Source organism: Bacillus sp. cl95, from assembly GCF_900115925.1.
Classification (GTDB): domain Bacteria; phylum Bacillota; class Bacilli; order Bacillales; family Cytobacillaceae; genus Neobacillus_A.
The window spans coordinates 427,335-452,892 of record NZ_FOYF01000002.1 but is presented as its reverse complement, the minus strand read 5'-3'; the positions used below and the strand labels follow the sequence as shown (position 1 = coordinate 452,892).

At 37.2% G+C, this 25,558-nt stretch carries 28 protein-coding genes and 1 riboswitch; of the genes, 7 read left to right on the top strand and 21 right to left on the bottom strand.

Going from position 1 to position 25,558, the window contains the following annotated elements; genetic code table 11:
* Positions 1–11 precede the first annotated feature (11 nt).
* A complete protein-coding gene (locus BMZ31_RS07495; protein ID WP_090831101.1) occupies positions 12–848 on the bottom strand; it encodes a lipoate--protein ligase family protein in 837 nt (278 codons plus the stop codon).
* 204 nt (positions 849–1,052) lie between these two features.
* Here BMZ31_RS07495 and BMZ31_RS07490 point away from each other — a divergent pair, with 204 nt between their 5' ends.
* Positions 1,053–1,433 (top strand): rhodanese-like domain-containing protein, encoded by a 381-nt coding sequence (locus BMZ31_RS07490; protein ID WP_090831100.1) that lies wholly within the window; start codon positions 1,053–1,055, stop codon positions 1,431–1,433.
* A gap of 756 nt (positions 1,434–2,189) precedes the next feature.
* On the opposite strand, the gene gcvPB is transcribed toward BMZ31_RS07490, so the two are convergent.
* From gcvPB to gcvT, 3 genes are read right to left on the bottom strand one after another with little or no spacing between them, the layout of a single operon-like run.
* Positions 2,190–3,650, bottom strand: coding sequence for an aminomethyl-transferring glycine dehydrogenase subunit GcvPB (gene gcvPB, locus BMZ31_RS07480; protein WP_090831098.1), 1,461 nt, complete (start codon positions 3,648–3,650; stop codon positions 2,190–2,192).
* The gene (gene gcvPA, locus BMZ31_RS07475) at positions 3,643–4,989 is read right to left on the bottom strand and encodes an aminomethyl-transferring glycine dehydrogenase subunit GcvPA (RefSeq protein ID WP_090831097.1); all 1,347 of its coding nucleotides are present in this window, start codon (positions 4,987–4,989) and stop codon (positions 3,643–3,645) included. Before gcvPA ends, gcvPB begins: the two co-directional genes overlap by 8 nt.
* Positions 4,990–5,007: 18 nt before the next feature.
* Positions 5,008–6,111, bottom strand: a complete 1,104-nt coding sequence (gene gcvT, locus BMZ31_RS07470) for a glycine cleavage system aminomethyltransferase GcvT (protein WP_090831096.1) — start codon at positions 6,109–6,111, stop codon at positions 5,008–5,010.
* A 183-nt stretch (positions 6,112–6,294) separates the two neighbouring features.
* Positions 6,295–6,385: riboswitch (glycine riboswitch) on the bottom strand.
* 227 nt (positions 6,386–6,612) lie between these two features.
* Between gcvT and BMZ31_RS07465 the strand changes: the two genes are divergently transcribed.
* Together BMZ31_RS07465 and BMZ31_RS07460 are read left to right on the top strand one after the other, a co-directional pair.
* Positions 6,613–8,310 (top strand): DEAD/DEAH box helicase, encoded by a 1,698-nt coding sequence (locus BMZ31_RS07465; protein ID WP_090831095.1) that lies wholly within the window; start codon positions 6,613–6,615, stop codon positions 8,308–8,310.
* Positions 8,279–9,070: a YqhG family protein gene (locus tag BMZ31_RS07460; RefSeq protein ID WP_090831094.1), complete on the top strand. Its 792-nt coding sequence runs from the start codon at positions 8,279–8,281 to the stop codon at positions 9,068–9,070. Before BMZ31_RS07465 ends, BMZ31_RS07460 begins: the two co-directional genes overlap by 32 nt.
* Positions 9,071–9,130: 60 nt before the next feature.
* Here the strand turns inward: BMZ31_RS07460 and BMZ31_RS07455 are convergent, their stop codons facing one another.
* The 10 genes from BMZ31_RS07455 to BMZ31_RS07415 form a co-directional block, all read right to left on the bottom strand.
* The gene (locus BMZ31_RS07455) at positions 9,131–9,316 is read right to left on the bottom strand and encodes a YqzE family protein (RefSeq protein ID WP_090831093.1); all 186 of its coding nucleotides are present in this window, start codon (positions 9,314–9,316) and stop codon (positions 9,131–9,133) included.
* A 33-nt stretch (positions 9,317–9,349) separates the two neighbouring features.
* Positions 9,350–9,853, bottom strand: coding sequence for a shikimate kinase (locus tag BMZ31_RS07450; protein WP_090831092.1), 504 nt, complete (start codon positions 9,851–9,853; stop codon positions 9,350–9,352).
* Between the two features lie 12 nt (positions 9,854–9,865).
* Complete coding sequence (gene comGG, locus BMZ31_RS07445) at positions 9,866–10,210, bottom strand: competence type IV pilus minor pilin ComGG (RefSeq protein WP_217644038.1); 345 nt, start codon at positions 10,208–10,210, stop codon at positions 9,866–9,868.
* 32 nt (positions 10,211–10,242) lie between these two features.
* Entirely contained in the window at positions 10,243–10,710 is a 468-nt protein-coding gene (gene comGF / locus BMZ31_RS20900; RefSeq protein WP_175478028.1) for a competence type IV pilus minor pilin ComGF, read from the bottom strand.
* Positions 10,670–11,005 (bottom strand): hypothetical protein, encoded by a 336-nt coding sequence (locus BMZ31_RS20265; RefSeq protein WP_175478027.1) that lies wholly within the window; start codon positions 11,003–11,005, stop codon positions 10,670–10,672. Before BMZ31_RS20265 ends, comGF begins: the two co-directional genes overlap by 41 nt.
* Entirely contained in the window at positions 10,989–11,438 is a 450-nt protein-coding gene (gene comGD / locus BMZ31_RS07435) for a competence type IV pilus minor pilin ComGD (RefSeq protein ID WP_254778660.1), read from the bottom strand. The genes BMZ31_RS20265 and comGD overlap by 17 nt, the downstream gene beginning before the upstream one ends.
* Positions 11,435–11,758: a competence type IV pilus major pilin ComGC gene (gene comGC / locus BMZ31_RS07430; RefSeq protein ID WP_090831089.1), complete on the bottom strand. Its 324-nt coding sequence runs from the start codon at positions 11,756–11,758 to the stop codon at positions 11,435–11,437. The genes comGD and comGC overlap by 4 nt, the downstream gene beginning before the upstream one ends.
* A gap of 12 nt (positions 11,759–11,770) precedes the next feature.
* A complete protein-coding gene (gene comGB / locus BMZ31_RS07425) occupies positions 11,771–12,823 on the bottom strand; it encodes a competence type IV pilus assembly protein ComGB (RefSeq protein ID WP_254778658.1) in 1,053 nt (350 codons plus the stop codon).
* Entirely contained in the window at positions 12,789–13,895 is a 1,107-nt protein-coding gene (gene comGA / locus BMZ31_RS07420) for a competence type IV pilus ATPase ComGA (protein ID WP_302846838.1), read from the bottom strand. The genes comGB and comGA overlap by 35 nt, the downstream gene beginning before the upstream one ends.
* 491 nt (positions 13,896–14,386) lie before the next feature.
* Positions 14,387–14,761: a Spx/MgsR family RNA polymerase-binding regulatory protein gene (locus tag BMZ31_RS07415; RefSeq protein WP_090831087.1), complete on the bottom strand. Its 375-nt coding sequence runs from the start codon at positions 14,759–14,761 to the stop codon at positions 14,387–14,389.
* Positions 14,762–14,979: 218 nt separating this feature from the next.
* Between BMZ31_RS07415 and BMZ31_RS07410 the strand changes: the two genes are divergently transcribed.
* Together BMZ31_RS07410 and BMZ31_RS07405 are read left to right on the top strand one after the other, a co-directional pair.
* Positions 14,980–15,681 (top strand): helix-turn-helix transcriptional regulator, encoded by a 702-nt coding sequence (locus tag BMZ31_RS07410; protein ID WP_090831086.1) that lies wholly within the window; start codon positions 14,980–14,982, stop codon positions 15,679–15,681.
* An 82-nt stretch (positions 15,682–15,763) separates the two neighbouring features.
* Positions 15,764–16,009: a DUF2626 domain-containing protein gene (locus BMZ31_RS07405; protein ID WP_090831085.1), complete on the top strand. Its 246-nt coding sequence runs from the start codon at positions 15,764–15,766 to the stop codon at positions 16,007–16,009.
* Between the two features lie 52 nt (positions 16,010–16,061).
* On the opposite strand, the gene BMZ31_RS07400 is transcribed toward BMZ31_RS07405, so the two are convergent.
* Positions 16,062–17,120 carry a class I SAM-dependent methyltransferase gene (locus BMZ31_RS07400; protein WP_090831084.1) on the bottom strand — a complete coding sequence of 353 codons (1,059 nt, stop codon included), beginning with the start codon at positions 17,118–17,120 and terminating at the stop codon, positions 16,062–16,064.
* 243 nt (positions 17,121–17,363) lie between these two features.
* Entirely contained in the window at positions 17,364–17,999 is a 636-nt protein-coding gene (locus BMZ31_RS07395) for an MBL fold metallo-hydrolase (RefSeq protein WP_090831083.1), read from the bottom strand.
* 249 nt (positions 18,000–18,248) lie between these two features.
* Here BMZ31_RS07395 and BMZ31_RS07390 point away from each other — a divergent pair, with 249 nt between their 5' ends.
* Complete coding sequence (locus BMZ31_RS07390; protein WP_090831082.1) at positions 18,249–18,425, top strand: DUF2759 domain-containing protein; 177 nt, start codon at positions 18,249–18,251, stop codon at positions 18,423–18,425.
* A gap of 38 nt (positions 18,426–18,463) precedes the next feature.
* Here BMZ31_RS07390 and BMZ31_RS07385 read toward each other — a convergent pair whose 3' ends face one another.
* The 5 genes from BMZ31_RS07385 to BMZ31_RS07365 all read right to left on the bottom strand — a co-directional run bounded on the left by BMZ31_RS07385 (position 18,464) and on the right by BMZ31_RS07365 (position 24,464).
* Positions 18,464–19,609 carry a YqgU-like beta propeller domain-containing protein gene (locus BMZ31_RS07385; protein ID WP_368086637.1) on the bottom strand — a complete coding sequence of 382 codons (1,146 nt, stop codon included), beginning with the start codon at positions 19,607–19,609 and terminating at the stop codon, positions 18,464–18,466.
* Between the two features lie 228 nt (positions 19,610–19,837).
* Entirely contained in the window at positions 19,838–21,025 is a 1,188-nt protein-coding gene (locus BMZ31_RS07380) for a M14 family metallopeptidase (protein WP_090831080.1), read from the bottom strand.
* Positions 21,026–21,142: 117 nt separating this feature from the next.
* On the bottom strand, positions 21,143–23,005 hold the full coding sequence (locus BMZ31_RS07375; protein ID WP_090831079.1) for an LTA synthase family protein: 1,863 nt from the start codon (positions 23,003–23,005) through the stop codon (positions 21,143–21,145).
* 254 nt (positions 23,006–23,259) lie between these two features.
* Positions 23,260–24,237: an ROK family glucokinase gene (locus tag BMZ31_RS07370; protein ID WP_090831078.1), complete on the bottom strand. Its 978-nt coding sequence runs from the start codon at positions 24,235–24,237 to the stop codon at positions 23,260–23,262.
* Positions 24,238–24,254: 17 nt separating this feature from the next.
* Positions 24,255–24,464, bottom strand: a complete 210-nt coding sequence (locus BMZ31_RS07365; RefSeq protein ID WP_090831077.1) for a YqgQ family protein — start codon at positions 24,462–24,464, stop codon at positions 24,255–24,257.
* 224 nt (positions 24,465–24,688) lie between these two features.
* Between BMZ31_RS07365 and BMZ31_RS07360 the strand changes: the two genes are divergently transcribed.
* Entirely contained in the window at positions 24,689–25,558 is an 870-nt protein-coding gene (locus BMZ31_RS07360) for a hypothetical protein (RefSeq protein WP_090831076.1), read from the top strand.

Here is a 25,558-nt window from a genome sequence, read left to right as displayed (position 1 = left end):
CGCTCCTTTCTCTATCTCTTAAAATTCCAATCATCACTTTCATATCTTTCTTTGGCAATCTTTGCGACATATTCTTCTTCTTCCACTGACAATGTATATGGAACAAGTTCTACATTCAGGCCTTCAGCAAATCCGTTATAAAAAGCATCCTTCGCTTCTTCAAGATTAATTTGCCTTGAACTAATTTCATTAATCGCCACAGCTTTATTTTTGAAAGCAGCTCTCATACGTTCTTTTACTCTCTCACTTGGATAATGGAAAAGGCTAAATAGTTTCTCTTCGTCAATATCCAAAAGGATAGAACCATGTTGAAGGATGACTCCTTTTTGACGAGTTTGTGCGCTTCCTGCCACTTTACGTCCTTCGACCACAAGCTCGTACCAGCTAGGTGCATCAAAGCATACAGCAGAGCGAGGATTTTTTAAAGATTCCCGTTCCTCTAATGATTGTGGTACGGCAAAATATGCATCCAAACCTAAACGGTGAAAGCCTTTTAAAATCCCTTCAGAAATGACGCGGTATGCTTCTGTAACGGTTTTAGGCATTTCAGGATGCTCTTCCGAAACAATCACACTGTATGTCAATTCATGTTCGTGAAGGACACCTCTGCCACCAGTAGGTCTTCGCACAAATCCAAGATGATGCTCTCTTACGGCATCCATATTGATCTCTTTTTCCACTTTTTGAAAATATCCAATGGATAAGGTCGCTGGGTTCCAACCATAAAAACGGATCGTTGGGGGAATCTTCCCTTCACTATGCCAATCAAGCAATGCTTCATCTAAAGCCATATTGTATGATGGAGATTGATTTCCCGAGTCAATAAAATACCATGTTTCTTTCGTCATATGTATGCCTCATTTTTAATAGGTTTGATTTTACTATGCGAGTCCTAGTCTATCAAAACCAGGATAAAAATTAAAGTCAGATGAATTTACCACATTTTTTTCACTGATTATTTGTATTTTTTTGTTTCATCTTCTTTACTCTTTCAATGGTTCACTTATATAATAATATATGGCAAAGCTAGCTTGAAAGGGGCAAGAATCAAATTGGATGCACTTTATATTTTGTTAATCGCAACTGGAGCTTTTATCATTTACTCTGTTGTGACATGGCTGTATCAGCGTAAAATTCTTACAACATTAACGGAAGAGGAATTCCGTTCTGGCTATCGAAAAGCTCAACTAATTGATTGTCGCGAGCCAAATGAATTTGACGCAGGACATATTTTGGGAGCAAGAAATATTCCGCTATCCCAAATGAAAATGCGCATGAAAGAAATTAGACCGGACAAGCCAGTCTACCTATATTGCCAAAGTGGCATGCGTAGTAGCCGTGCAGCACAATTCCTGCACCGTAAAGGCTATAGAGACCTTTCACATCTTCAAGGTGGATTTAAGAAATGGTCTGGCAAAGTAAAAGCTAAATAATGAAATTGCAAAACCTTCTGCTCATGCAGGAGGTTTTTTGTTTTGGCTCTGTTAATTTCCGCTCCAGTACTTGATTTCCGATATGAATTTTGACAAAGTCCTTTTGCCACCTGTGTCAAAATTCGTCCTGGGGTCGTTCGCCGATTCGCCTCTTCGCATAGTGCTCCTGTGATGTCGGCATGAAACGTACAGAAAATCAACATTTCACTTGAATTTACCTTTATCTTTCAGGAATACTGGAAGAAGGTAAGAAAAGACTACTTGTTCGAAAAATTGTATGCTTAAATATGGAGATTTTGGCGTAATTATCACTTTTAAAGTGGATATGAAAATATTTCATTATACCCCTATAGGGTATGTGACATTTTTATACTCCTGTTTTTTGGTCGTAATCGCCATATTCAAAATTGTTATCGCCTGTTTTTTCGTGATAATGAACGTTTTCAAAAATTTATTCGCTAAGTTCATATACGAGTTTTATAAAAATCACGAAATTAGAGAAATCCCGGTCGATTTCCTAAAAAATAGGCTTTGTTATTCTTGCCTGTTGATTTCCGCTCCAGTCACTGGCTTTTCGAGGACATTGATAATCTTCCCCGAAAGAACCACGCACGAAGAATAGGCAGAGCCTTTTCGAGGAGTCAAGCGTCCTCCCTCCAATCTACAGTGTACTTTAACATAGCCTTGTTTTAAGAAAAAGGAAAATCGCCCGCAACTAGACGGGCGATGTTTTCTTACTATTTTAAGGTAAATTGATTATTGTTTTTGATATCTTAAAATTGGTTTACGTGCTGCTGTTGTCTCATCAAGACGGCCAACTACAGTCGTGTGTGGTGCTTCTTGTACAATCTCAGGATTTTCTTCTGCTTCCTTAGCAATTTGAATCATTGCATCAATGAAGGCATCCAAAGTTTCCTTTGCTTCCGTTTCAGTCGGTTCAATCATGATACATTCCTCAACATTTAACGGGAAGTAGATCGTTGGCGGATGGTAACCAAAGTCAAGAAGTCGTTTTGCGATATCAAGTGTACGTACACCTAGTTTCTTTTGGCGTCTTCCACTTAATACAAACTCATGCTTACAATGTCTGTCAAACGGCAAATCATAATACTCTGCCAATCTTCTCATCATATAGTTAGCGTTCAACACAGCATACTCTGTAACAGCCTTTAACCCGTCTGGACCCATTGTGCGAATATAAGTATATGCACGCACATTAATGCCAAAGTTTCCGTAGTACGGCTTAACACGGCCGATAGATTGTGGACGATCATAATCGAGTACGTACTCTTCACCACGCTTAGTCACGATTGGTTTAGGTAGGAAAGGTATTAAATCAGCCTTTACACCAACAGGACCTGACCCAGGACCACCGCCACCATGAGGACCAGTGAATGTTTTGTGTAGATTTAAGTGAACAACATCAAAGCCCATGTCTCCAGGACGCGCTTTAGAAAGTACAGCATTCAAATTGGCACCGTCGTAGTACAATTTACCGCCAGCAGCATGAACAATCTCAGCCATTTCTAAGATATTTTCTTCGAATAATCCTAGTGTGTTGGGATTTGTAAGCATTAGAGCTGCAGTATCTTCTCCAACTACACGCTTTAAGTCTTCAAGATCAACAAGTCCATGTTCATTTGACTTAACAGTAATCGTTTCTAGTCCTGCAACCGTTGCCGATGCTGGATTCGTACCATGCGCTGAGTCAGGAACGATGACCTTGGTTCTTTTTGTATCTCCGTTTGCTTCGTGGTAGGCACGGATCATCATTAACCCCGTCCATTCACCATGAGCACCTGCAGCAGGTTGAAGCGTTACTTCATCCATACCCGTAATTTCAATCAAATGCTCTTGAAGATCATACATCAATTCAAGGGCACCTTGGACAGAACTTTCATCCTGAAGTGGATGAATATGAGCAAAACCATTGAAACGAGCAACATTTTCATTGATTTTAGGATTATATTTCATCGTACAAGATCCAAGCGGGTAGAATCCTGAATCAACACCGTGGTTTCTGTTTGATAAAGCCGTATAATGGCGCATGATATCCAATTCTGATACTTCTGGAAGTTCAGGCTCTTCTTCGCGCAGATAGCCTTCAGGAAGAAGCTCTGATAAATCTAGTTGGGGCACATCCATCTCAGGCAAGCTGTACCCGACACGACCTGGTTTACTTAGCTCAAAAATAAGCGGCTGATCTTGATTATGCATGGAAATCCCCCAATTCTTTGACAAAAGTATCTATCTCTTCTTTTGTACGAAGTTCTGTAACTGCAACTAGCATGTGATTAGCTAACTCTGAGTAGTCACGGCCTAAATCATATCCACCAATGATGCCTTTTTGAAGCAATTGTTGATTGATTTCTTTAACTGGTTTGTTTAGCTTCACAACAAACTCATTAAAAGTTGGCCCAACATATGCAAGTTCAAAACCGTTGTCTTTGAACGCTTTTTTAGCGTAATTAGCTTTTTGAAGATTAGCCGCTGCAATTTCACGGACACCCTTCTTACCTAGTGCTGTCATGGCAACTGATGCAGCAAGAGCATTCAGTGCCTGATTAGAACAAATATTTGAAGTTGCTTTATCACGGCGGATATGTTGTTCTCGCGCTTGAAGTGTAAGTACAAATCCACGACGTCCTTGATCATCTGTTGTTTGCCCTACAAGTCTGCCTGGCACTTTTCTCATCAACTTGTTTGTGACAGCAAAATACCCACAGTGTGGTCCACCAAATGCAGTTGGAATACCGAAAGGTTGTGCGTCTCCAGCAACAATATCAGCACCAAATTTCCCAGGAGGTGTTAAAACTCCTAATGAAAGTGGATTGCTAGACACAACAAACATCGCCTTATTTGCATGGATCACTTCTTCAAGTTCCTTCATCGGTTCGATTCGACCAAAGAAGTTTGGATACTGAACGACAACAGCTGCAATTTCATCATTGATCAGCTTTTTGAGTTCTTCTATATCTGTTACTCCATCAGTAGTCGGAACTTCAACTACCTCTATGTATTGCCCTTTTGCATAAGTCTTGATTACTTCTTTAGATTCAGGATGCACTGCACCAGAAACAAGAAGTTTCTTTCTTTTTGTTTGTCCCGCACTTAGCATTGCAGCTTCTGCTATTGCTGTACTCCCGTCATACATGGAGGAATTGGCAACTTCCATGCCTGTAAGTTCACAAATCATTGTTTGGAATTCAAAGATCGCTTGTAGCTCTCCTTGAGAAATTTCCGGTTGGTAAGGTGTATATGCAGTATAGAATTCAGAACGAGAGATGACATGGTCTACAATTGTAGGCATATAGTGGTCATAGACACCTGCACCAAGGAATGAAGTATTTCTTTTTAAATCTGCATTCTTCCCAGCCAAAACTGTTAATTCTTTCATCAAAGTAGTTTCAGGCTTCGCTTGTTTGATTTTATATTCACCTTTAAACTGTACACTTTCAGGAATATCACTGAATAACTCGTCAACAGACTTAACCCCGATTGTTTCAAGCATGCTTTTCTTATCTTCTTCTGTCATCGGTAAATAACGGTGTTTCATCAGCATTTCGCCCCTTTTCTACTTTTTCTCTCTTTTATAAAAAGGTGTTGCTTCTACTTTCGCTTTGAGTCGCTTACCGCGAATTTCCACTTCTACGTCGCTTCCAAGCTCTGCGTAACTAGTCTTGATAAGTGCCAAGCCAATATTCTTTTTCAGAGTTGGAGATTGAGTGCCAGTTGTTACTTCTCCGATTCTTTCTTCACCAATAAAGACTGGATATCCATGGCGTGGAATACCACGATCAATCATCTCAATTCCCACAAGCTTTCTTGGTAACCCATTTTCCTTTTGTTGCAGCAATACTTGCTTTCCAAGGAAATCTTCTTCTTTATTCAATTTGACAGCAAATCCAATTCCCGCTTCAAGTGGCGAAATATCCGCTGAGAGCTCTTGACCATACAATGCCAAGTTTGCTTCAAATCGTAATGTATCTCGGCAGCCTAGACCACATGGAAGTACACCATCTTCTTTTCCTACTTCTAAAATGTCCACCCAAAGAGCAGCAACATCTTTTGCGTCACAATAAATCTCAAATCCGTCTTCTCCTGTATATCCTGTTCTTGAAACAAGAGCTGATTTTCCGTTCAAGACTACATCCTGTTGGAACTTAAAAAATCCAATGCTACTTAAATCTGAGTCTGTAAGTTTTTGCAGAACCGATTCAGCTAGTGGGCCTTGTAAAGCCAACTGTGCAGTCGTTTCTGATAAATTATCTAGAGTTACATTACCTTCAACGTGTTGTTGAAGCCATTCATAGTCTTTTTCAATGTTGGAAGCATTAACTACCAACAAATAATGATCATTTTCCATTTTATAAACAAGTAGGTCATCAACTGTACCGCCATTTTCATAACACATCGCAGTATATTGCGCCCCACCATCTTTTAATTTTGAAATATCGTTTGTCATCATTTTTTGAAGATATTTTAAGCTATCAGTGCCTTTTACTTCTATTTCTCCCATATGAGAAACATCAAATAATCCTGCTTTCGTTCTAACAGCTTCATGTTCGTCTTTAATGCTTGAAAATTGAACTGGAAGCTCCCAGCCTCCAAAATCAATAGTTTTGGCACCGTAATCCTTGTAAACCTCAAATAATGGTGTGCGTTTTAATTCTGACATGTTTTATCCCCCTTCAAGCTTTTGAAAAAAGAACGTTCAGGAAAAATTTTAAATGGCATAAAAAAGGACAGAAAACCCCCTCATAGAAATTAAGAAGGTCTCTGTCCTTGCACCTGAAAGTTTACCCGTAAAAGGCTTTCCCCTTTGGTGGCTTCTTGCGTGCAGAAGCTCTCTCCAGAGTTGCGTCAAACAAGAGTTCTTTTGCCTGAGAGATTCACAAACAAGTTGCTTGCTCCTTCGGCGCCACAAACGTAGTCTCTCCCCTTGTCATCATTCGCATTTATAAAATTTTCCAAGTTGGTCATACTAAAATCACAATCTTCATTCATACTTTCAAAGTTAAATTATTGTTGTGCTAATATTTTAAACTTTCAAAGCTAATATAATCCTAACATTAAAAAGACAAATTGGGCAATATTTTTATATAAATTGCAACGAAGAAAACGACCGAGTCAAAACAACTCCATACTCATTCATTTAAACTAAAAAGGAGCTGAAGATATGAACGTGCAGGTCAATTTTGACTCCACATGGCAGGATGGATTTTTGCAGAAAATCGAACAAGATGGGCCTTGGGGTAACTGGGAACTATATAAGCTAGCAATTGAAGTAGAAAAACACCTTGTCATTCCAGAATTTGAAGGTTTGCTTGCTCCCAAGCACCTTCCTCAATTAACGCCTCTGCCACATCAACTTGAGGTAGCGAAACAGGTTGTTGAAAATATGAATGGAAAGGCGATTCTAGCAGACGAAGTAGGTCTTGGGAAAACGATAGAAGCAGGACTGATTTTGAAAGAATACATGATTCGTGGCCTCGTAAAGAAAGTATTGATTTTGGTTCCGGCATCACTCGTTACACAATGGGCGATCGAATTGAATACAAAATTCTATATCCCCGCTGTCACTCAAAGAAAAAGCTATGTGTGGGATCAATGTGATGTGGTGGTTTCCTCAATTGATACGGCTAAAAGAAGTCCACATCGGGAAATCGTAAATAAACAGGACTATGACCTCATCATCATCGATGAAGCTCATAAATTGAAAAATAACAAAACAAAAAACTATGAATTCGTTCAGAACTTAAAGAAGAAGTTTTGTCTTTTGCTTACAGCGACACCGATACAAAATAGAATTGGGGAAATCTTCAATCTTGTTTCCCTTTTAAAACCTGGACATCTTGGTAACGAAGCAGCCTTTTACGAAAAATATAAAAAAGACGCTCGGTCTCTAAATGATGATGAACATCTTAAAGAACTCGTGAATAAAGTCATGATCCGAAATCGCCGTGCCGACACTGGTATTGAATGGACAAAACGGCATGTAGAAACAATCCCTATCGAGTTTTCCAAAGAGGAACGGGATTTATATGACTCTGTCACGAATATGAGGAATGAGGGCGGTTGGGCAGATTCTAGTGCTTTTTCAGTCATGACCCTACAAAGAGAGGCGTGCAGTAGCAGAGAAGCCGTATTTTATACACTTAAGAACATGTTAGCAAGAAAGGAAAATCCTACTCCTCAATATCAGAGTCAAATCCATAACCTAATTTCTAAAGTGGAGGCAATTCAATCTAACGCGAAGGCACTGAAGGCATTAGAACTTATCAAGAGCATCGACGATAAAGTAATCATCTTTACAGAATACAGAGCTACACAACTCTACTTGCAATGGTACTTGAAGCAACATGGAATCAGTTCAGTTCCTTTCCGTGGCGGGTTCAAACGAGGGAAAAAGGACTGGATGAGAGAGTTGTTCCAAAAGCATATTCAAGTGCTTATTGCCACAGAGGCTGGAGGCGAGGGTATCAACCTTCAGTTCTGCAATCACATCATTAACTTTGATTTACCTTGGAATCCAATGCGTCTTGAACAAAGAATTGGAAGAATCCATCGCCTTGGACAGGAAAAGGACGTTATGATTTATAATTTTGCTATAAAAGACACAGTAGAAGAACATGTCCTAAAGCTTCTTTATGAAAAAATACAATTGTTTGAAAAAGTCATCGGTGAATTGGACGATATACTCACCAAACTTGAATTCGGAAATATCGAAGACCATTTGGTAGATATCTTTGGCCAATCCTCCACAGAAGGTGAAATGAAGATCAAAATGGAGAATTTATCATCCATGATACAATTTGCTCAAGATATAAAGGAGAGTGAAACGCATGCAGCAGAGGGAAATTCATCGGTTTCTTGAACGCTATTTTGAAGCAAACGGGTGTGAAATCATAGACAATAATCCAAGTTACCTTACGGTGCAACTTACTATTGAATTGGATAAAGAGTTGATGAATCGCCCTTTTTACTGGCACTATCTTGAGAAAACTGGTGGAGTTCCCAATCCTGCTTCACTTACATTCATAACGGATCCACATTCGGTACCTGAGGGATTAAGAGGTGAGAATATTCACTTTGGGTCGCCTCGTCTTCATCAAATTTTTGAATCGAGTAAAAACTTAGCGGCATATATACGATTATATGAAAATCGCCCTACAAATAATGGCCAGACTCCGCTTATGCCATGGCTAGGAATGAATGTGAAGATTTCCTATCAAAGTGATCGTAAGAGAGATGTTTTTAAATCAATCGGGCTGCAGTTAATCAACGGGAGAATGGTAGAAAACTTTCACGACCAAATGCTAAATATAAGACTTACCCCGAAAATTCCTGACTATTCTTTTACATTATCACCCTTGGTCCGTCCACAAAGCGGAATATCAAGGATAGAGAATTTCTTAAAAATACAATTTAAAGAGGAAGATCATAGCTGGGCAGAGGAAGCGATGAAGAGATGGAATGAGGATTTGAAACTTCTTGATCATTTTTATGAAGAGGAAGAAGAAAAAAGCGAAAGTTATCATACAGAGAAAGCAGCACTTCAAGATCAGTATGAACCAAAAATCAATATCAATATTGTAAATGGCGGACTTTTCTACTTAACAGAAAATGCCGTTTAGGAAAACTTAATATGAACTTACAAAAAAAGAAGCAGCACATATCTTAAATATGTCTGCTTCTTATCGTTTTTTTCGTCTTTTAACCTGAGACATTAGCAAATAGGGCATGATTCCAAACCATCGAAATAGGAAACTTCCTTTGGCTTCTTTGTGTTCAAGCCTCATTTTTTTTCGTTCTTCCTTGGGTTGGTCGATATATTGCACAAACGTCTGGGTCATGTATTTCACATAGTCATTTGTTTTCATAAACACACCTGCCTTTAATACAAGTATGTCCAGTTAATGAATTTCCAAACGCTCCTTTATCTCCTCCACTATTGCTTCAAGCAATTTCCCTGTTGTATGGATTCTTATATGTCCAGTTTCCAAATATAAATGCTGCCTTAATGTCCACAACTTTTGAATCCTTTCTTCCATATCCCCTTGCAATAAAGGACGAGTTGTGTCAGCTTTTAGTCTATTAAGAATCTCATCTGGCTCTGTATCGAGAAAAACGACTGTCCCATTCTCAATCATCCACTCACGATTTTCCTGTCTTAAGATGACTCCACCTCCGGTAGTCACAATATAATCTCGCAATGGCATTTCCTTCAACTTTTTGGTTTCAAGTAAACGGAACCCCTCTTCCCCTATTGTTTCAAAGATGTTCGTAATACTTGTCCCTTTTTCCCTGACAATTTCTTGGTCTGTATCACAAACAGGTATTTTCATTTTTTTCGACAATAGTTTTCCAACTGTTGTTTTTCCAGATCCCATAAAACCTATCAAAAAAATCGTTTTCATGTGCAACCTCAATCAGTTATTTTCCATCCATTTTACCACCTTTTTCAGGTTGATGTCATAGTAACCATGACTCGTATATTTGGCTCCCGAATTCAAAATCACTGTGAGGGATATTTTTTTCTGACTACTTGAAACATTATCGATCGTGCATTCCACCCGACCGTCTTTGAAATAATGCACTTCTCTTGTACCAGTAACACTGCCTGATTGCAAATCTTTTTCTAATCTTGTCAATGAATTGAGCAAATAGTGTTCTTCCGTTAAAATCGTTCTTGTTTCCCTTAGCATTTTTCTTTCCAACAAGAGCTGCTCAATGCTTACAGTAAAAATGATTAAGAATAAAGTTAGCAGAACCAATGTAATTGGATACATAAACCCTTTTTCACTTATCATGGCTGAGGAGTCACACCTTTCACCATAGAATACATTTTTGACACACGTTCATCACCATTTGAAAGAATGACAGAAATTTGAATTCCATCTTTAAGAAGTGTAAAAGTGGCAGAATTGATGTTTTGTAACAAAATTTCATGCCCTGTCAAATTCACTCGTCTACGCAACTTAGTGCCATATTGTTCATAAATAACCGAGCCTACATCTGATGTGAGCATGAGTTTCCCGCCCGCTACCTCCAATTTTGTACTTCGACGCACTTCTTTTTTTGCTTGATTACAAAAAACATCCCATTCCATTTCTTGTAATCGACTTTCAGAGTAATCATTTTTCAATAAGATAGAAAACAGAGGAGGAAGAAAAAAAGCAGTTGTACACAACAATGAGAGCGACACAAGAATCTCTAGCAATGTAAACCCCTTCCTATTCAAGTGGTTCACATATTGTATTTTTGTCTTTATCATTTGCTTCAAATTGTACACACACCTCTTTTCCACTTGAAATTGAACTTTCTTCCCAAACCACTTCATATTTCTGCCCATTAAGGACTATCGTCTGATTAGCGAAAGTCGCTTTGTTTCCTATGTGTGAGTTCAATTCATCAAACAATATACTCATCGCCTGTTTTTCCTTTTGCAATTCCTCAGCCTGTTCATTTAAGCTCATCCACTTTGGAACGAAAAAAAGACAAATGACAAGCAGCACAGACAAGGATAACAATTGCTCTACTAAAAAGAACCCATCACTCTTCTGAAACATAAAATCTCCCTTTCCCAATTAAAATGGTCAAGCGAAATCTCTTTTCTCCAATGTCGATGAGCAGAGTGCCAAACTTATTAACGTTGCCATCTGAAAGAAATTTGAAGGTATAACTAAGGGAGCCCGGAACCAGTGAAATGGACTTTGAATAATGCCTCTCCACTACCATTACTGTATTCGAATCCGTCTTATCAAATAGGTAGTAATAATGTTGATCCATCATGAAATACACAGTTACATCTCGTTGGTGGGAGATAGCATACTGTTGTCCATAAAACAGGTCAGCTTGAAGTTGAGAAATGAATGTTTTCTTTTCAATGAGATCATGTTGAGGTTTTACCTGAAAAATCGAAATCGAAGCAAGAATAAGAAAGGCTGATAAAACTACGAGGGATTCAATTAAAGTAAATCCACGACTATTCACTTTCATCATGGGGTTTTTGGAAGAGTTGCAGCCGAGACAGTACCTTCTGAATCAATAATGATTTCCTTTTGTCCATCCGGGCATCCTTTATCACCTTCTTTTAAATAACCTGCATCAATCAATTCTTGAACATTTGCTGGTAGTTTATTTTTTTCAATTTGATATGCTTGCACTTGGGCTTGTACCATTTTGACATACGCTTCACAGCCCTTTTTATTGATGTTTGAATTATGTTTTGTGATATTTGGAATTGTAATGAACAAAAGCATTGAAATAACCAACATGACAATAAGCATCTCAATCAAAGTAAAGCCTTTTTCGTTCTTCATCTCTATTCCTCCTTAAATACCATCCATTAAATGAAACATTGGTAAAAGTATCGCTAAGTAAATACATAAAATCAGAATCCCAATAAAGCTATAAAGCAATGGTTGTAAGATCCTTAAATTTTTATCAATTTTTGTCTCCAAAACGCTTACGCAGTGTAGACTAAAAAAATACAACTCCTGTTCGAGCTTTCCATTCTGTTGACCGTGCCTGATTATCCTGGAAAGATCACGGTCGAATACTCGAAAATCCCCAAGAATATCTTCAAGTCTTTCTCCCCTTACAAGTTTCTTCTTTATTTCCGATCCAATTTCGACATATAGCTTTTGCGTTTCGTTCCTTTCGAAGAGCTTCAAAGCTTCATAGACAGACAATCCTCCTGATAATAAATAACTCAACTGAACGGAAAAATAATGGGTATAAAGTAGTTTGAAAAAATTCCCTATATATGGGACTGAGGCAATCAAATTCTTTTGAGTGAGTGTGGGGAGTTGTTTAAAATGCAAATGATAATAAACAGTCATACTAACAACGATAAACAAAACCGAAGTGGCTATAAACGGCATCATATCACTTAGCACAAAAAGGAGTGTCGTAAAGATGTTCTCCTTTAAATTCATCGTTATAAAAAGAGAAGTAAATCGAGGTAAAAGAGTTCTTTGCACAAAAATTAATAATAGGAAGGTCATACAGAAAAGTAGGATAGGATAATAAAGGAGTTTCAGAAGCCTTTTCAAATCTTGATCCCTCTTTAATAGCAGTTTGCTTCCCTCATGAATCGCTTCAGCCAGGTTGCCATGCTCTTCAGCAAAAAACACATAGCCTACTAAATCGGGATGAAAATTCAGTTTTTCTAAAACATCATTGAATGATAATCCATCTTTCAACATCCCAAGAGCAGCTCTTAATTGTTTCTTTCTTTTTTCACTTGTACGAAATGTAACCGATTCAATGGCCTCCGAGATTGGATAACCCCTTTTCAATAGGTCTCCAGTATCTTTCAGGAAATTAGCTTGTTCACTCAAATCCCATTTACTGTCTCTCATCGTCATATATAAGTCTGTCAAATTCAGTTTTTTTGATATAACCTAAGGCAATTCCTTTTCTAATGACATGTTTCAATTTACGGTACGTTACATCCACTTCTTCACCTTTTGCCTGTCTCATCATTCCACGCAAGTTTTTGCCAGACAACAATTCAAAAACACTCGCCCGCTTCCATCTGCCGGAAGAATAGCAATAAGGTAAACACTCTTCTTTACAAAACGGACAGGTCAGTTCAACTAAACGTTGCGCTGTAACGGCTATAAGAGTTTGTTCAACCTCGAGCCAATTCACCCCAAATTCATGCAATCTGTAAATAGCACCTTTAGCATCTCTTGTATGCATCGTACTTAATACCAAATGCCCCGTTAAAGAGGCTCTAACAGCAATTTTTGCCGTCTCAGCATCGCGGATCTCCCCTACCATAATGATATCTGGATCATGGCGTAGAATGGCTTTTAAGCCTGTAGCATAAGTTACCCCTGCTTTTTCGTTTACCTGAACTTGCAATACAGAGTCATAATTTTTTTCAATAGGATCTTCAAGAGTAATGACGTTGCGATGAAAGAGATGGGCTGTTTCATTCAGAAGCGAATACAAAGTAGTGGTTTTACCGCTGCCGGTCGGTCCGGTAAAAATGATTAATCCGTGGGCATGTTTTAAAAGAGCGAGTAATTTTCTTGTCATTTCAGGAAATAACGATAATTGATGGAATGGAATTTGTTCCTTCTGAGGCAGAAGTCTGATGACGAGGCTTTCGCGGTTGTTGGATGGTAGTGTGGATAGTCGAAGATTTATTTGCTGTCCATCCACTTCACTGACTATTGACCCGCTTTGAGGTCTCCTTTTATCACCAATATCCATGTTCGCTGTAAATTTGAAATGAGATACGAGGCGATCACATTCTTCTTGGGGTAAATATAACCTGGGAATTAGCTTGTTTGTCAATCTTATCTGGACCAAGGTATCTTTCTTACGTGGAACGATATGAATATCTGTTGCTTGGTTTCTAGCTGCATCTGCAATGATTCTATCGGCCAGTAATTCAATTGAACTTACAATATGAAACACCACCTTTTTCTTGATATTAGACAATATTCTACCCTCATCTCCAATTTCCTTCTTCATTTGATAAATATTTCAAAAAAATATTTCAAAAAGGGATTGTTATACTTGCTTATTGATTCTCGCTCCAGACGCACAAAGTAAAGAAAATCAATAATGTCCTTTAACTAAAGGCTCTGTTAATGTTTAGTGTTTTTTTTTATAAGTGAGTATGGGGAATCCACTCCCTTTCCGCGGACGAACTGGCAAGCCTCCTCGCTCGTTCCTCACTGCGGGGTCTTTCCAGCCCGTTTTTCCGCAGGACATTGAATAAGCTTCCGTGAATAATCACCGCACGAAGGAAATGCGATAGCACAAGGAAAGCTTCCAGGAATTCACATCGCACGAAATGATGCGATAGCATCATGAGGATTTTCGAGGAGTCTCGCGGATTCCCTCCCATAAAATAATCAACAGTTTCGTTTAACAGAGCCTAACTAAAAAAGAAACCTCACATTTTGAGGTTCCTAGTAGTAATAAATTCAACTCGTTTTTTTGAGCTCTTTATTTCTTATACTTTTTAATGCATCAGGATTGTAACCTACAATCAATTTCTTGCCATCTGTAATTATCGGTCTCCGTAATAGTTTTGGCTCTTGGATGACCAATTTCACAAATTGCGACAAGCTTAAGTCATTGACATCTAACCCTAACTGTTTGAAGGTCTGCCCTCGGGTCGCTAACAATTCATCAATACCTTCAGTCGTCAATGCAAGAATTCGAAGCATTTCCTTAAACGTTGGAGCATCATTAAAAAGATGCCTTTCTTTAAAAGCGATCGAGTTTTCAGCAAGCCATTTCTTAGTTTTACGACAAGATGTACAACTTGGGTAAGTAAAAAAGGTTAATTCCGACATGGCTACCTCCTTAGTATTCGTTTTTAAAAATATTTAATATTTCTTGATATTTAGATTGTATATCATTTGTATAATATTTGTACAGTGTTTTGCATAACTTAAAATTTCTATTTGTGAACACTTTCTAAACATATGGTGTTAATATTGTTAACCTCATTCTCACTGCATTATTGGTGTATTATAATTGTGATAAATTATGGGGGCCGAGGTGATTCAAGATGGAACAAACATTAAGGATAACAAATGTTTTGTCTGATCCAACGAGATACTACATTTATCAATACATTACAAATCGTCATGAGGAAGTCAATGTACAGGAGGTTGCAGATCAATTTAATATTCATCCAAATGTTGCCCGCTTACACTTGTCAAAATTAGAAGATGTAAATATGTTGGTTTCAGAAACAAAAAAAACGGGGAAAGGTGGAAGACCCAGTCGTTTATACCGTCTTTCAGATGAAGTCATTCAAATGCACTTCCCATTCCGTGATTACATGCTATTAGCAAAGGTAACCATGCAAACAATGCTATCTCTCGGAGAAGTCGGCAAACAAGCTCTTCATGTGACAGGAAAACGATTCGGAGCTGAATTGATGGAACAAGAGTTGGCGAAGCGAGGCCAAACAGGAATAGAATTGACTTTTGAACAGAAACTAGAGATATTGAAAAGTGCAGCAACTTTAGCAGGATTCTACCCTTCATTAGAAACAAATGCCGAGAAAAATCAAATATACTTCCAGATTTTCAACTGCCCTTTTAAAGAAGTGGCTTTGGATCACGCAGAAGAAGTTTGCACAATGCACCATGAGTTTCTAAAAGGAATGTTTGAAGAATTATTTGATGATGTTGAATTGATTGAGAGTGAAAATATGCTTTCTGGCTGTAAAACTTGTTCATATCAAGCAATCATGGCAAAGTAAACGAAACGGTTATTTACTTTTCAATTGCTTTTCCCTTATAATATTGTAATGATGGTAATGCAAGGTAAAAGGAGGGATACATATGGAGCGCATGTACAGAGTATTAGGATTCTGGACGGGCATTTTCACAGTGATGTTTTACTTAGGGCACATGGAAACAACAGCTCTTATTTTCTTAGGTCAAACGGGATTCTTCGTTTTATTAAGCTATTTAAAACTATCCGAACGCATGTATATCTATGTTTTTGGTGCATATTTGACTGTTTTCTTCGCGGGCTTCACATACTGGAGCACGTTTATGATGTCGACACCTGTCGCTGGTCATTAAAAACTAGATATACAAAAAAACGCTGGAAAACACCAGCGTTTTTTTTTGTGGATTATTTCTTTTGAACTAAAGCATGGAAGAACCCGCTCATTCCTGAAGGCATAACGAGACTGCGAATGGCTCGGTTGCGTTTACTACGCTCGGAAAAGGGATTAGGATCAAAATTATCTTCAAGTTCTTGCAATATTCCAGCTTCCAAAAGAAATTGGTCTTGTCTAAGAAAACTAATAAAATGTAAGCCCCATTCTTTTCCTTTATCGATCAGCCGATCAAAGTGTATGTGAGTAGTAAGATCCATATCACCTGGATACAATAGCGGATTGGTCACCATTTTATGTTGATAATATCCTCTTAAGCTACCGTTTCGATGTGCTTCTTCTTGCCATTCAAGATTTGTATAACCATAATCTATTGTCAACATATACCCTTTTTTAAGTTTGTTTGCAAGTTCTCGAAGAAGATCATCCATAGCCAATGGAATTTCAAACCTCTGATGATTAACTAATTTAATACCGCTCTCTTTAATAAAATCAATAATCCGTTGATTCTCCAGAACAACTTTTCGCTCAACTAATTCGCCCGCTTCTAATCCAATGACGACTTCCAACAGTTGATGTCCATTTTTTTCAATGACTCTGACCGGTAAGGCATCAAAAAGCTCGTTAGAAAAGAACATACCTTCATGTTCAGAGATGTGGTCTAAACTTTCAAGAATCTGAACTCCCCGTATATCTGAAAGTAAGTCCCTTTGCAATCTTCTATGATAAGGACTTGTTTCGATAATGGTATATTGTAATGGCAGATCGCAATGACGATTCCACTCATCTATGAATGCTTTTGCAAACCTTCCATTCCCTCCACCAATCTCACAAACATTTGGAAGGAGTGGGCCTTCTTCATGAATCTTCGAAGAAAACCATTTACAAACCGCACTCCCAAAAATATCTAAAACATTGGTCGTTGTAATAAAATCTCCTTCACGCCCTATTTTAGGCTTATCTTTCATGTAATAGCCTAAGGAAGGATGATAGAGGACAGCATTCATAAATTCTTCGTATGTAATGTATTGGTCTTGTGAATTTAAGATTAAAGAAGCTAAGTATTCCTTCATTTTTAATCCCCTTTTGATTTGCATGTAGGAGTGGGAGCTCCTCGTCTATTTTAGCTAAAGGCTGTTTTCGCATAGATTGTTGCTTTACGATTAGAGCAAAAACACGTATAGATTCTTATTTCGTGCTCTTTTCCTCAAGATAAAATTCTAAACGCTAAATCTCTTCTGACTTTAGTATAGAAAAAACCCTACTGCCGGCTTTTTCTTATTCCAATAGCAACAAAGTTTACGAAAAGAGCCTAGCTAAAAGCCATTTAAGAAAGGATTACTATCCATTTCATCTTCTATCAATGTCTGTGGACCATGTCCAGGCAAGACAATTGTGTTTTCAGGTAGTGTTAAAAGTTTTTCATGGATACTCTTTAGAAGGGTTTGATGATTCCCACCAGATAAATCCGTTCTGCCAATTCCACCTTTAAAGAGAGCATCCCCTGAAACGACTAAACCAGCACTTTCGAAATAATAGGAAACACTTCCGGGAGAATGTCCTGGTGTCTCAAAAACAGAAAACTCAAAATCACCTATAGTCATTTTCTTTTCTTGAGATAAATAATAATCAGCAGGTCTACATCTAACGATCTGCCCTATCATAAAAAACTGTGAACCGTTCAATGCAGGATCCATCATCCATTTTTCTTCTTTCTTATGAAGATAGACAGGAATTTGATAGTGATCGCGGACAGTATCAACCCCACCTATATGATCAAAGTGAGCGTGGGTCAACAGGATAGCCTGCGGCTTAAAATTTTTAGCTGTTAACCATTTGATTAACTTTTCTCCTTCATCACCTGGATCAAAAATCAAACACAATTTATCTTCATTTGCAAGTATGTAACAATTTGTTTGTAATGCGCCTAAAGGTATTGGATACCATTTCATATCAACATTCCTCCGTTCCTTAATTACCATTTTCTATTTTACCCGACTCTAAAGCAAGAATTAAGATTTATGATAAATTTGTTATTTAGAAAAATTATTTTATTAAGTTGTACAATTGATAAGTTCTCGACAAATGAAAGAAAAAAATATAAAATAAAGAACGAATGTAAACACTTAGAGTTACATAGAACTATTAAACCTTTGAAAGCAGCTAATGACTGCTCACAACAACATAAAGGGGGCTTTTTCATGAATGGACTAGTTATTATCCTTGCGATTGTCAGCCTAATGGCTGGATACGGTACGTTTACTGCATTAAAAAACAAGAACTTGCTTGGTATTGTCTTTGGAGCAGGATCATTTCTTGTTTTTGGTTGGTTTACAGTTATGACTATTTTGCACCACGGCTTTCCAACAGGTCACTAAAATTCATCGTGAAAAAGGCTGCCATCGGCAGCCTTTTTTTATTCCTTGTATAAATCAATGATTTTCTTTTCTTTCATTAAGATTAGATTTTCCAACTGATTTCCCAATAAACACAACTCCCCATCTGGAGAACAGCTAATAGGTTCATTTTTTTCAATTCCATCAAGAATTTTTTCTTGTTTCCCTTTTTCCAAATCAAAGGACATGAGTTGAAAACCTTCTTGATACGAATCCGCATCCCCGCTCCTGAAAGGGACAAACATGAACAATCGCTTCTCCGATTCAACGAATTCATAGTAAGGTATGAGCCAGTCTGAAAATCGAGTCAACTGTGGTACCTGGAAAGAATGTAATTTATTCATTTGCATATCAAAAAAAGAATAATCAGCCATACTGTCATCACTATCATTGGAGGTAATCGTCAATAAGCGGTCTTTATATGCCGAAAACTGAAAGACATGCTCTAATAAGATTCTTTCATCTCCAGTTCTTATATTTTTACTTGCTAAAGGAGCGAACAACTCTGGATTATCTTCGTCCCATTTGATATATCCAATTTCATCCTTATTCAACCACTTAACGAAAGGCTGAGGACTATCAATATCTTGAATATGTTTCCCTTTCATATCCAACAGAAAAAGTTTATATGTCCAATCCTCGTTAAAGCTCGAAACTAAAATTTCATCTTCATTATAAGGATTCCATTCGAATGCAAGTTCAACCGAAGGAATAGAATATTTCCATATCTCCATACCTGATAAATCAATAACCGTTATAGCTCCTTCATAGGTGGAGGGAGCTGCATGGATAACAATTTTTGATCGTGATGGACTTAAATGGCAGTTTACGATTGGATGTTGAGATTCATGAATTACATTACTTTTACCAGAATAAAGATCGTATTTAAATACCTTTGAGCCTTCTTGCAAATTGGCTATATATATTGCGGACTGATTATCTATTAACCCAACTAGTTGGAAAAACTCGCCGTCAGGGACAGAAATCGGATAGATGATTGAATCACTCTGTTTCTTTTCTACAATCACTTTCTTTGGCGGGATGATTTTTTCTTTTTCTGGCAAGTTCACTGTATTGTCACTACAACCACTTAATAGAAACAACGAAATAGTTAACAAGAAAAACGTTAAGAGAAGTTCTCTCCATTCCAATCTCTCTTTCATCATCTTAGACAATAGAACTTCCCTCCTCTTAACCTTTCTTTTTAAACCTTATTAATCCGTTGATAATATGTCATTATTTTCAGAAAATAAAAGAGAAAAATTCTAATCCTAGCTTTTACTGAATGTCCTCGTTTTGCTTAACGAATTTTTATTTTATAGATTATCCTCTGAAATAACAAGATGATTTTACAATTTATTCAATGTATTTAGATTGGGAAACTTCCAGCCTTTTTACATATATAAAGCAGCTAAGAAAATGCCGCTTACATCGCGGTATATCTCTTCGTATTGTGAAAGAGGCAATGGATTTATACCCTTACCAAGTTCGAGTGTGAAAGCTGGTCTTTTAAATTCCTGAATAAACCAATCCTTATATCCTGCATGACTGTCGACGTACTGAATCGCTTTGTAACCGCTCACGCGCTCAAATTCTTCAGCAATCCCCTTCGATTCACTTGGTTCATAACCTTCATATCCCCAATAAAATTCCTTACCTTGTGTATGAAAGGCTACCATCCTATGAAACATTTCATTATGAGCCAAATCAGCCATAGCTTTTGCTTCAGGTTCGGTTAATATATCATCTCCGGGATAATCACGTGGTGCTGGTACTTTTGGTTCCTTCCTCTCCTTTTCCACTTCCCATTTTGCAGGGTATTGATTGTTTAGATCAACTCCATTAATATTTGCCTTCCAGTGAGTAAAATCAAAGTACCCTCTGTTAATAAAAGATACTTTCCCTCTAATCTCATCAATCGGTCCGTTCAATACAAGATCCACACCATCGGGGTTGACCATTGGAACAACCGTTAGCTCGACACTATTGTATAGTTGAAATGTGTTTATTCCCCTCATCTGATGGTTGTTGGTTAAGGTGATTACATACTCATGGACTAAATCCATTAAGATTGCGGTAGTAATCCATTCATTTGCATGAAAAGAAGCATTCATTAGAACTTTTTTCTTCCCTTTACCTATTCTTAATAAAGGAATCGATTTACCTAAAACACTCTTACCCACTTCTTGAACTTCTATAAAAGGAAAGCTTTCTTCTAATTTAAGAATGTCTTCATACAACTGTTCTGAAGTATACTTTTTCATTCTCATTAAACTACTGTCGGAAACCTTGATTGGTAATTTTATGGAATCACCGATTTGCAACTGTTTCTTCTCATGCCCGGGATTAAAGTATAGTAGTATTTCAACACGAATCTGATTTTTCAGTGCAAGTTTCCAAAATGTATCGTCTTTTTTTATTTTGTAATCTTTTATCTTGAAACCTGGGATCTTAATTTCATCATCCATGAGTAAACATGCAGGATCTAGATGCCTGTTTGCGTCCATCAATAGCGGAAGTGGTATATTAAACAAATTACTGAAATACCAGTAAGTGTCACCTTCACGAACACGAACTTTCATTCCAATCCCCCCTTTTCATCATAAAAACATATGAAAGAAAAGAAGAAAAATACCCTTACAAACCTTTATAAAAAAGAAAAACCTGCACATGCAGGAATTTCTTTTTTAATCTATTCGTTACTTTTGAAGTGGTAAGTCATTATAAAATCTTAATAGGTCTCCATAAATGATCTTATCAGAGTAATCCAGCTCTTTTTTAGCTGTATCCATATAAGGCTCGCAATAATTCACTTCAATCGGTTGGCCAGAGGATTTATCATAGCAGGTTTCACGTGTATACAAATAGTCAGCTGTTATAAAGCTACCATCACGTAACACAGTTAATTCTTTCTTATCTTGTGAAAATAAATCAGAGCCAAAATCCATGTTTTTCTTCGTGTCTATCCCCAATAAATGAAGAATGGTAGGTTTCAAATCCATTTGTCCTGAAACTGTAGCTATCTTTTTTCCCTTTTGTCCGGGTATATGAATAATGAGGGGTACTCTTTGCAATTGAGTACTTTCGAAACGATCGATTTCTTTACCTAACAAATCCCCCATTGCTTTATGGTGATTTTCTGAAATTCCATAATGATCTCCATAAATAATGATAATGGAATTTTCATATAGCCCTTCATCTTTTAACCTTTGCACAAAATACTTTAATGCTTCATCAGTATAACGAACGGTCGGTAAGTAGTTATTAACCGTTTTATCGTCAGATGTGAAAGGATCAATTAGTCGATCCTCTTCATTCAATTCAAACGGAAAATGATTCGTCAATGTAATGAACTTCGAATAAAATGGCTTTGGCATATTCTTAAGATGTTCAATGGACTGTTCAAAAAATTCTTTATCTTCTAATCCCCAGCCAATCGAGTTTTCAGCAGTAATTTCATAGTCATTCATTGAATAAAAACGTTGATATCCTAAGGATTTATACATGATATCACGATTCCAAAAACTTTTATTATTTGCGTGAAGGGAAGCTGTATAGTATCCGTTTTCATTCAAGATCTCAGGAGTAGCTTGAAACTCGTTTCCTGAATGAGTAAAGAATACAGCGCCTCGACTTAAGGGGTATAGAGAGTTTTCTACAATAAATTCTGAATCAGAAGTTTTCCCTTGCCCTGTTTGATGATAAAAGTTTTCGAAATAGTAGCTTTCCTTAATAAAATCATTAAGGAAGGGCGTGATTTCCTGGCCATTAATTGAACGGTTGATTACAAAGTTTTGTGTTGACTCCATCGAAATCATAATGACATTTTTACCTTTGGCAATCCCGAACATTTTTGGATTTGGGGGCGTATAATTTGCACGAATATAATTGTCTATATCAGCCAGTTCACTACCATCAGCAAGAGCTCTCTGCGCTGATGACTTTGACTGTAAGAAAGCGTCATAAATGTGATAATTATAGGTACCGATATTCTTTACCAGCATCTCCCTATCAAAGGTTCTCGTTAACAATTGCGGCCGTTCTGCTTCCGCCAATCCAAGATTGAAAAAGGCAAGCGCTATACTTGCTAAGACATAAACTCTACGATTCACGCGCGTAAATTGATCAAATTTTATAGACTTTGGTTTTACTTTAATAATCATTGCTAACAGGGCTACGTCTGCAAAATAAAAGAAATCACTAAAATGTAAAAGTTCATTTACACTGCTTCCCAAATCACTCATATTACTAGTTTGGAAAAGAACGGGGATGGTTAAGAAATCATTAAAAAATCGATAGAAGATTACATTAGCGAAAAGAATACAAGAAACAAGGAAACTGGAAATCAAAATATAGGGGTTGCGTTTCTTGTCATTCATAAACAGGCTGATTCCAAAAATAAACAATAGGAAACTTAACGGATTAATAAAAAGAATGAATTCCTGTCTCCAATTTTCTATTTTTATGTCAAAACTAGTTTTATAGACGAGGTATGTTTTCAGCCAAAGTAGAACTGTCGCTACAATAATAAGCGACAACTTTGACTCCTTAATTTTTTTCATACGAGTTATACCCTCCCTGTTTCAATAACAGATATGGAAAATTTTTATATGTACAGTTTTCTTGACAAAATGACCAAAAATAATATTAATACTAATTTTACTTAAATGCAATCATCGTTTAATAGCAATTGATTACAATATATATTCAACGTTATTCTTTTTCCCTACTCATTAGACGATTGAAACACAAAAAAGTTTCAGACTTGAATCATCAAAAAAAGAGTTTTCAGGGACATCCCGAAAACTCTTTTTGATTATATCAACGAAGTTTTGTTTTTGATTAACCAGGCAGCACCGATGACACCAGCATCATTTCCTAATGTAGCAAGGGTGATATTTGTTGATTCTTTCACTCTTGGGAACGCGAATTTTTCAAAGTTGGATTTAACGATATTGAGTAATACATCGCCTGCTTTTGAAACCCCGCCTCCAAGAACTATTTTTTCTGGATTTAGAGTGTTGGCGATATTAGCGAGAGCTAAACCTAAATGCATTCCTACTTCGTCAAGTACTTTAAGAGCCATCTCATCACCATTTCTTGCATGGTCAAAGACGTCCTTAGCAGAAATTTTACCGTTACTGATGAGTATATCTCTTAATGAACTGTTTATTTCTTCATCACCAAGACGTTCGTTTGCCAATCTAACGATTCCTGTAGCTGAAGCAATTGTCTCTAGACAACCTGTTTTGCCACAGCCACAAAGCGCTCCTCCGAATGGAATAGAGGTAATATGACCAATCTCCCCCGCTGCACCACTTACGCCTTGTACAATATCTCCATTTGCGATTACGCCGCCTCCAACACCTGTGCCAAGAGTCACACATACTAAATCTTTCGCACCATTTCCTGCGCCTTTCCACATCTCACCTAAAGCTGCACAGTTTGCGTCATTATCAATTACTGCCGGTAGAGTAGTTTCCACTTCAAGAAGATCCTTTAAAGGATAATGATCCTTCCAACCAAGATTTACGGTTTTATAAACAACTCCAGTTGCTAAATTTACTGGACCCGGTGCCCCCATACCAATACCTAACAGTTTGGATTTAGAAGCGTCTAATTCTTCAAGTGTTTGATCAATAGATTTAGCAATATTAATCGTAATATTTTTCCCTTCATCGCTATTATCTGTAGGAATCTCCCATTTGTGAATGATTTCTCCATATACATTGATAAAAGCAAGTTTCGTTGTTGTTCCACCTAAATCTACACCTACAAGCCATTTATCAGCCATGATTTTCCACCTATTTTCTAAGATTGTTTATTCTTCTCTATTTCCATGTGCCATTCTTGACGCAGAATCAAAATGGCGGTTTGATATACTTTTGGTTCAATCAATTGCGCATGATAGAGTTCTTTTAGTTCAGCCTCCATCAGCTCCAGATCAGCTGCTCTTTCTCCTATATATATAATCGTTCCATATTTCTTCAAAAATTGCTGAATTTCATAAACTGATTTCATCATTTATCCCCTTATGTATAAAGAAGTTCATACCAAACAAGTATAATTCAAACTAATCTTGTCCTCAAGTACAGAGAAATGACTTTTTTTCAAACTTAATGTATAAGTTTAAAATCTCATGATGACATTCTACAACTTAATAGGTATGTCCCATTCATATAAGCCATATATTCAAAGAGGACGACCTTTGTCATTTCTATTTATGCAAGAAAAGGATGGTGTATATGAAAAAACTACTTTTTGGATTATTGATAGGTGTAAGCATACTCATACTCATTGTAAATAAAGTAAATTGGAAACCTGCAGTTGAGACCATAACTTTTTTCCCCATCGATCCATCTGCTTCCTTTCGAACTGCCAACACATCTCTAACATTAACAAGTAAAAATCCTGCCAAACAATATGAAGTGGACTGGAAAATCCAATCTGACCTAGATAGGAAAGCATATATACGGCAAGATTTAGGGTTCTTATTTGCCAATGGGAAATTGATTGCGACAGTAGGGGATTGGAAACAAAACACATCAAAATCGATTCAACAACAAACAGTTAAGGCAAATGATAGTAGCCTTTTCCAAGCCATTATTTTTCACTATGCCGAACTGCATCAAAAAGATGTGATTACAAGCGCTCAACAACTTTCAGGTGATTATTTATACGTAATCGATTCAACTATGAGTCCGTTACAATCCTTCAGGACACCATTCGATAAAGATTCAGCAGATTGGAAGAAAGTAATTGATAAGGAAGTCACAAAGGAACTACAAGAAAGCTGGAGAAAGGCTGCGAAATTTCATTCTATCAATTTGAGTTCATATGATTCGATCCCACTCACAGATTTGCTAAGTGGTAAAAAAAATGCTTTTCAGTCTTTGCCAAAGAGAAAAAAGCAAAGAGTGCTCGGCAATTTGTGGGAAGGATTATACAAGAATTATTTTCTTGGGATTAAGAAAGCCAATGGAAAGATGGTGTCTCCTATCAATAGTACAATGCCTCTTATTCTCTTGGCCAAAGACAATACACATCTCCTTGTACTTTTCGAGACATCCGATGGCGAACCTATAGTATTACGCCAAGCTATTCCAGCATCATAG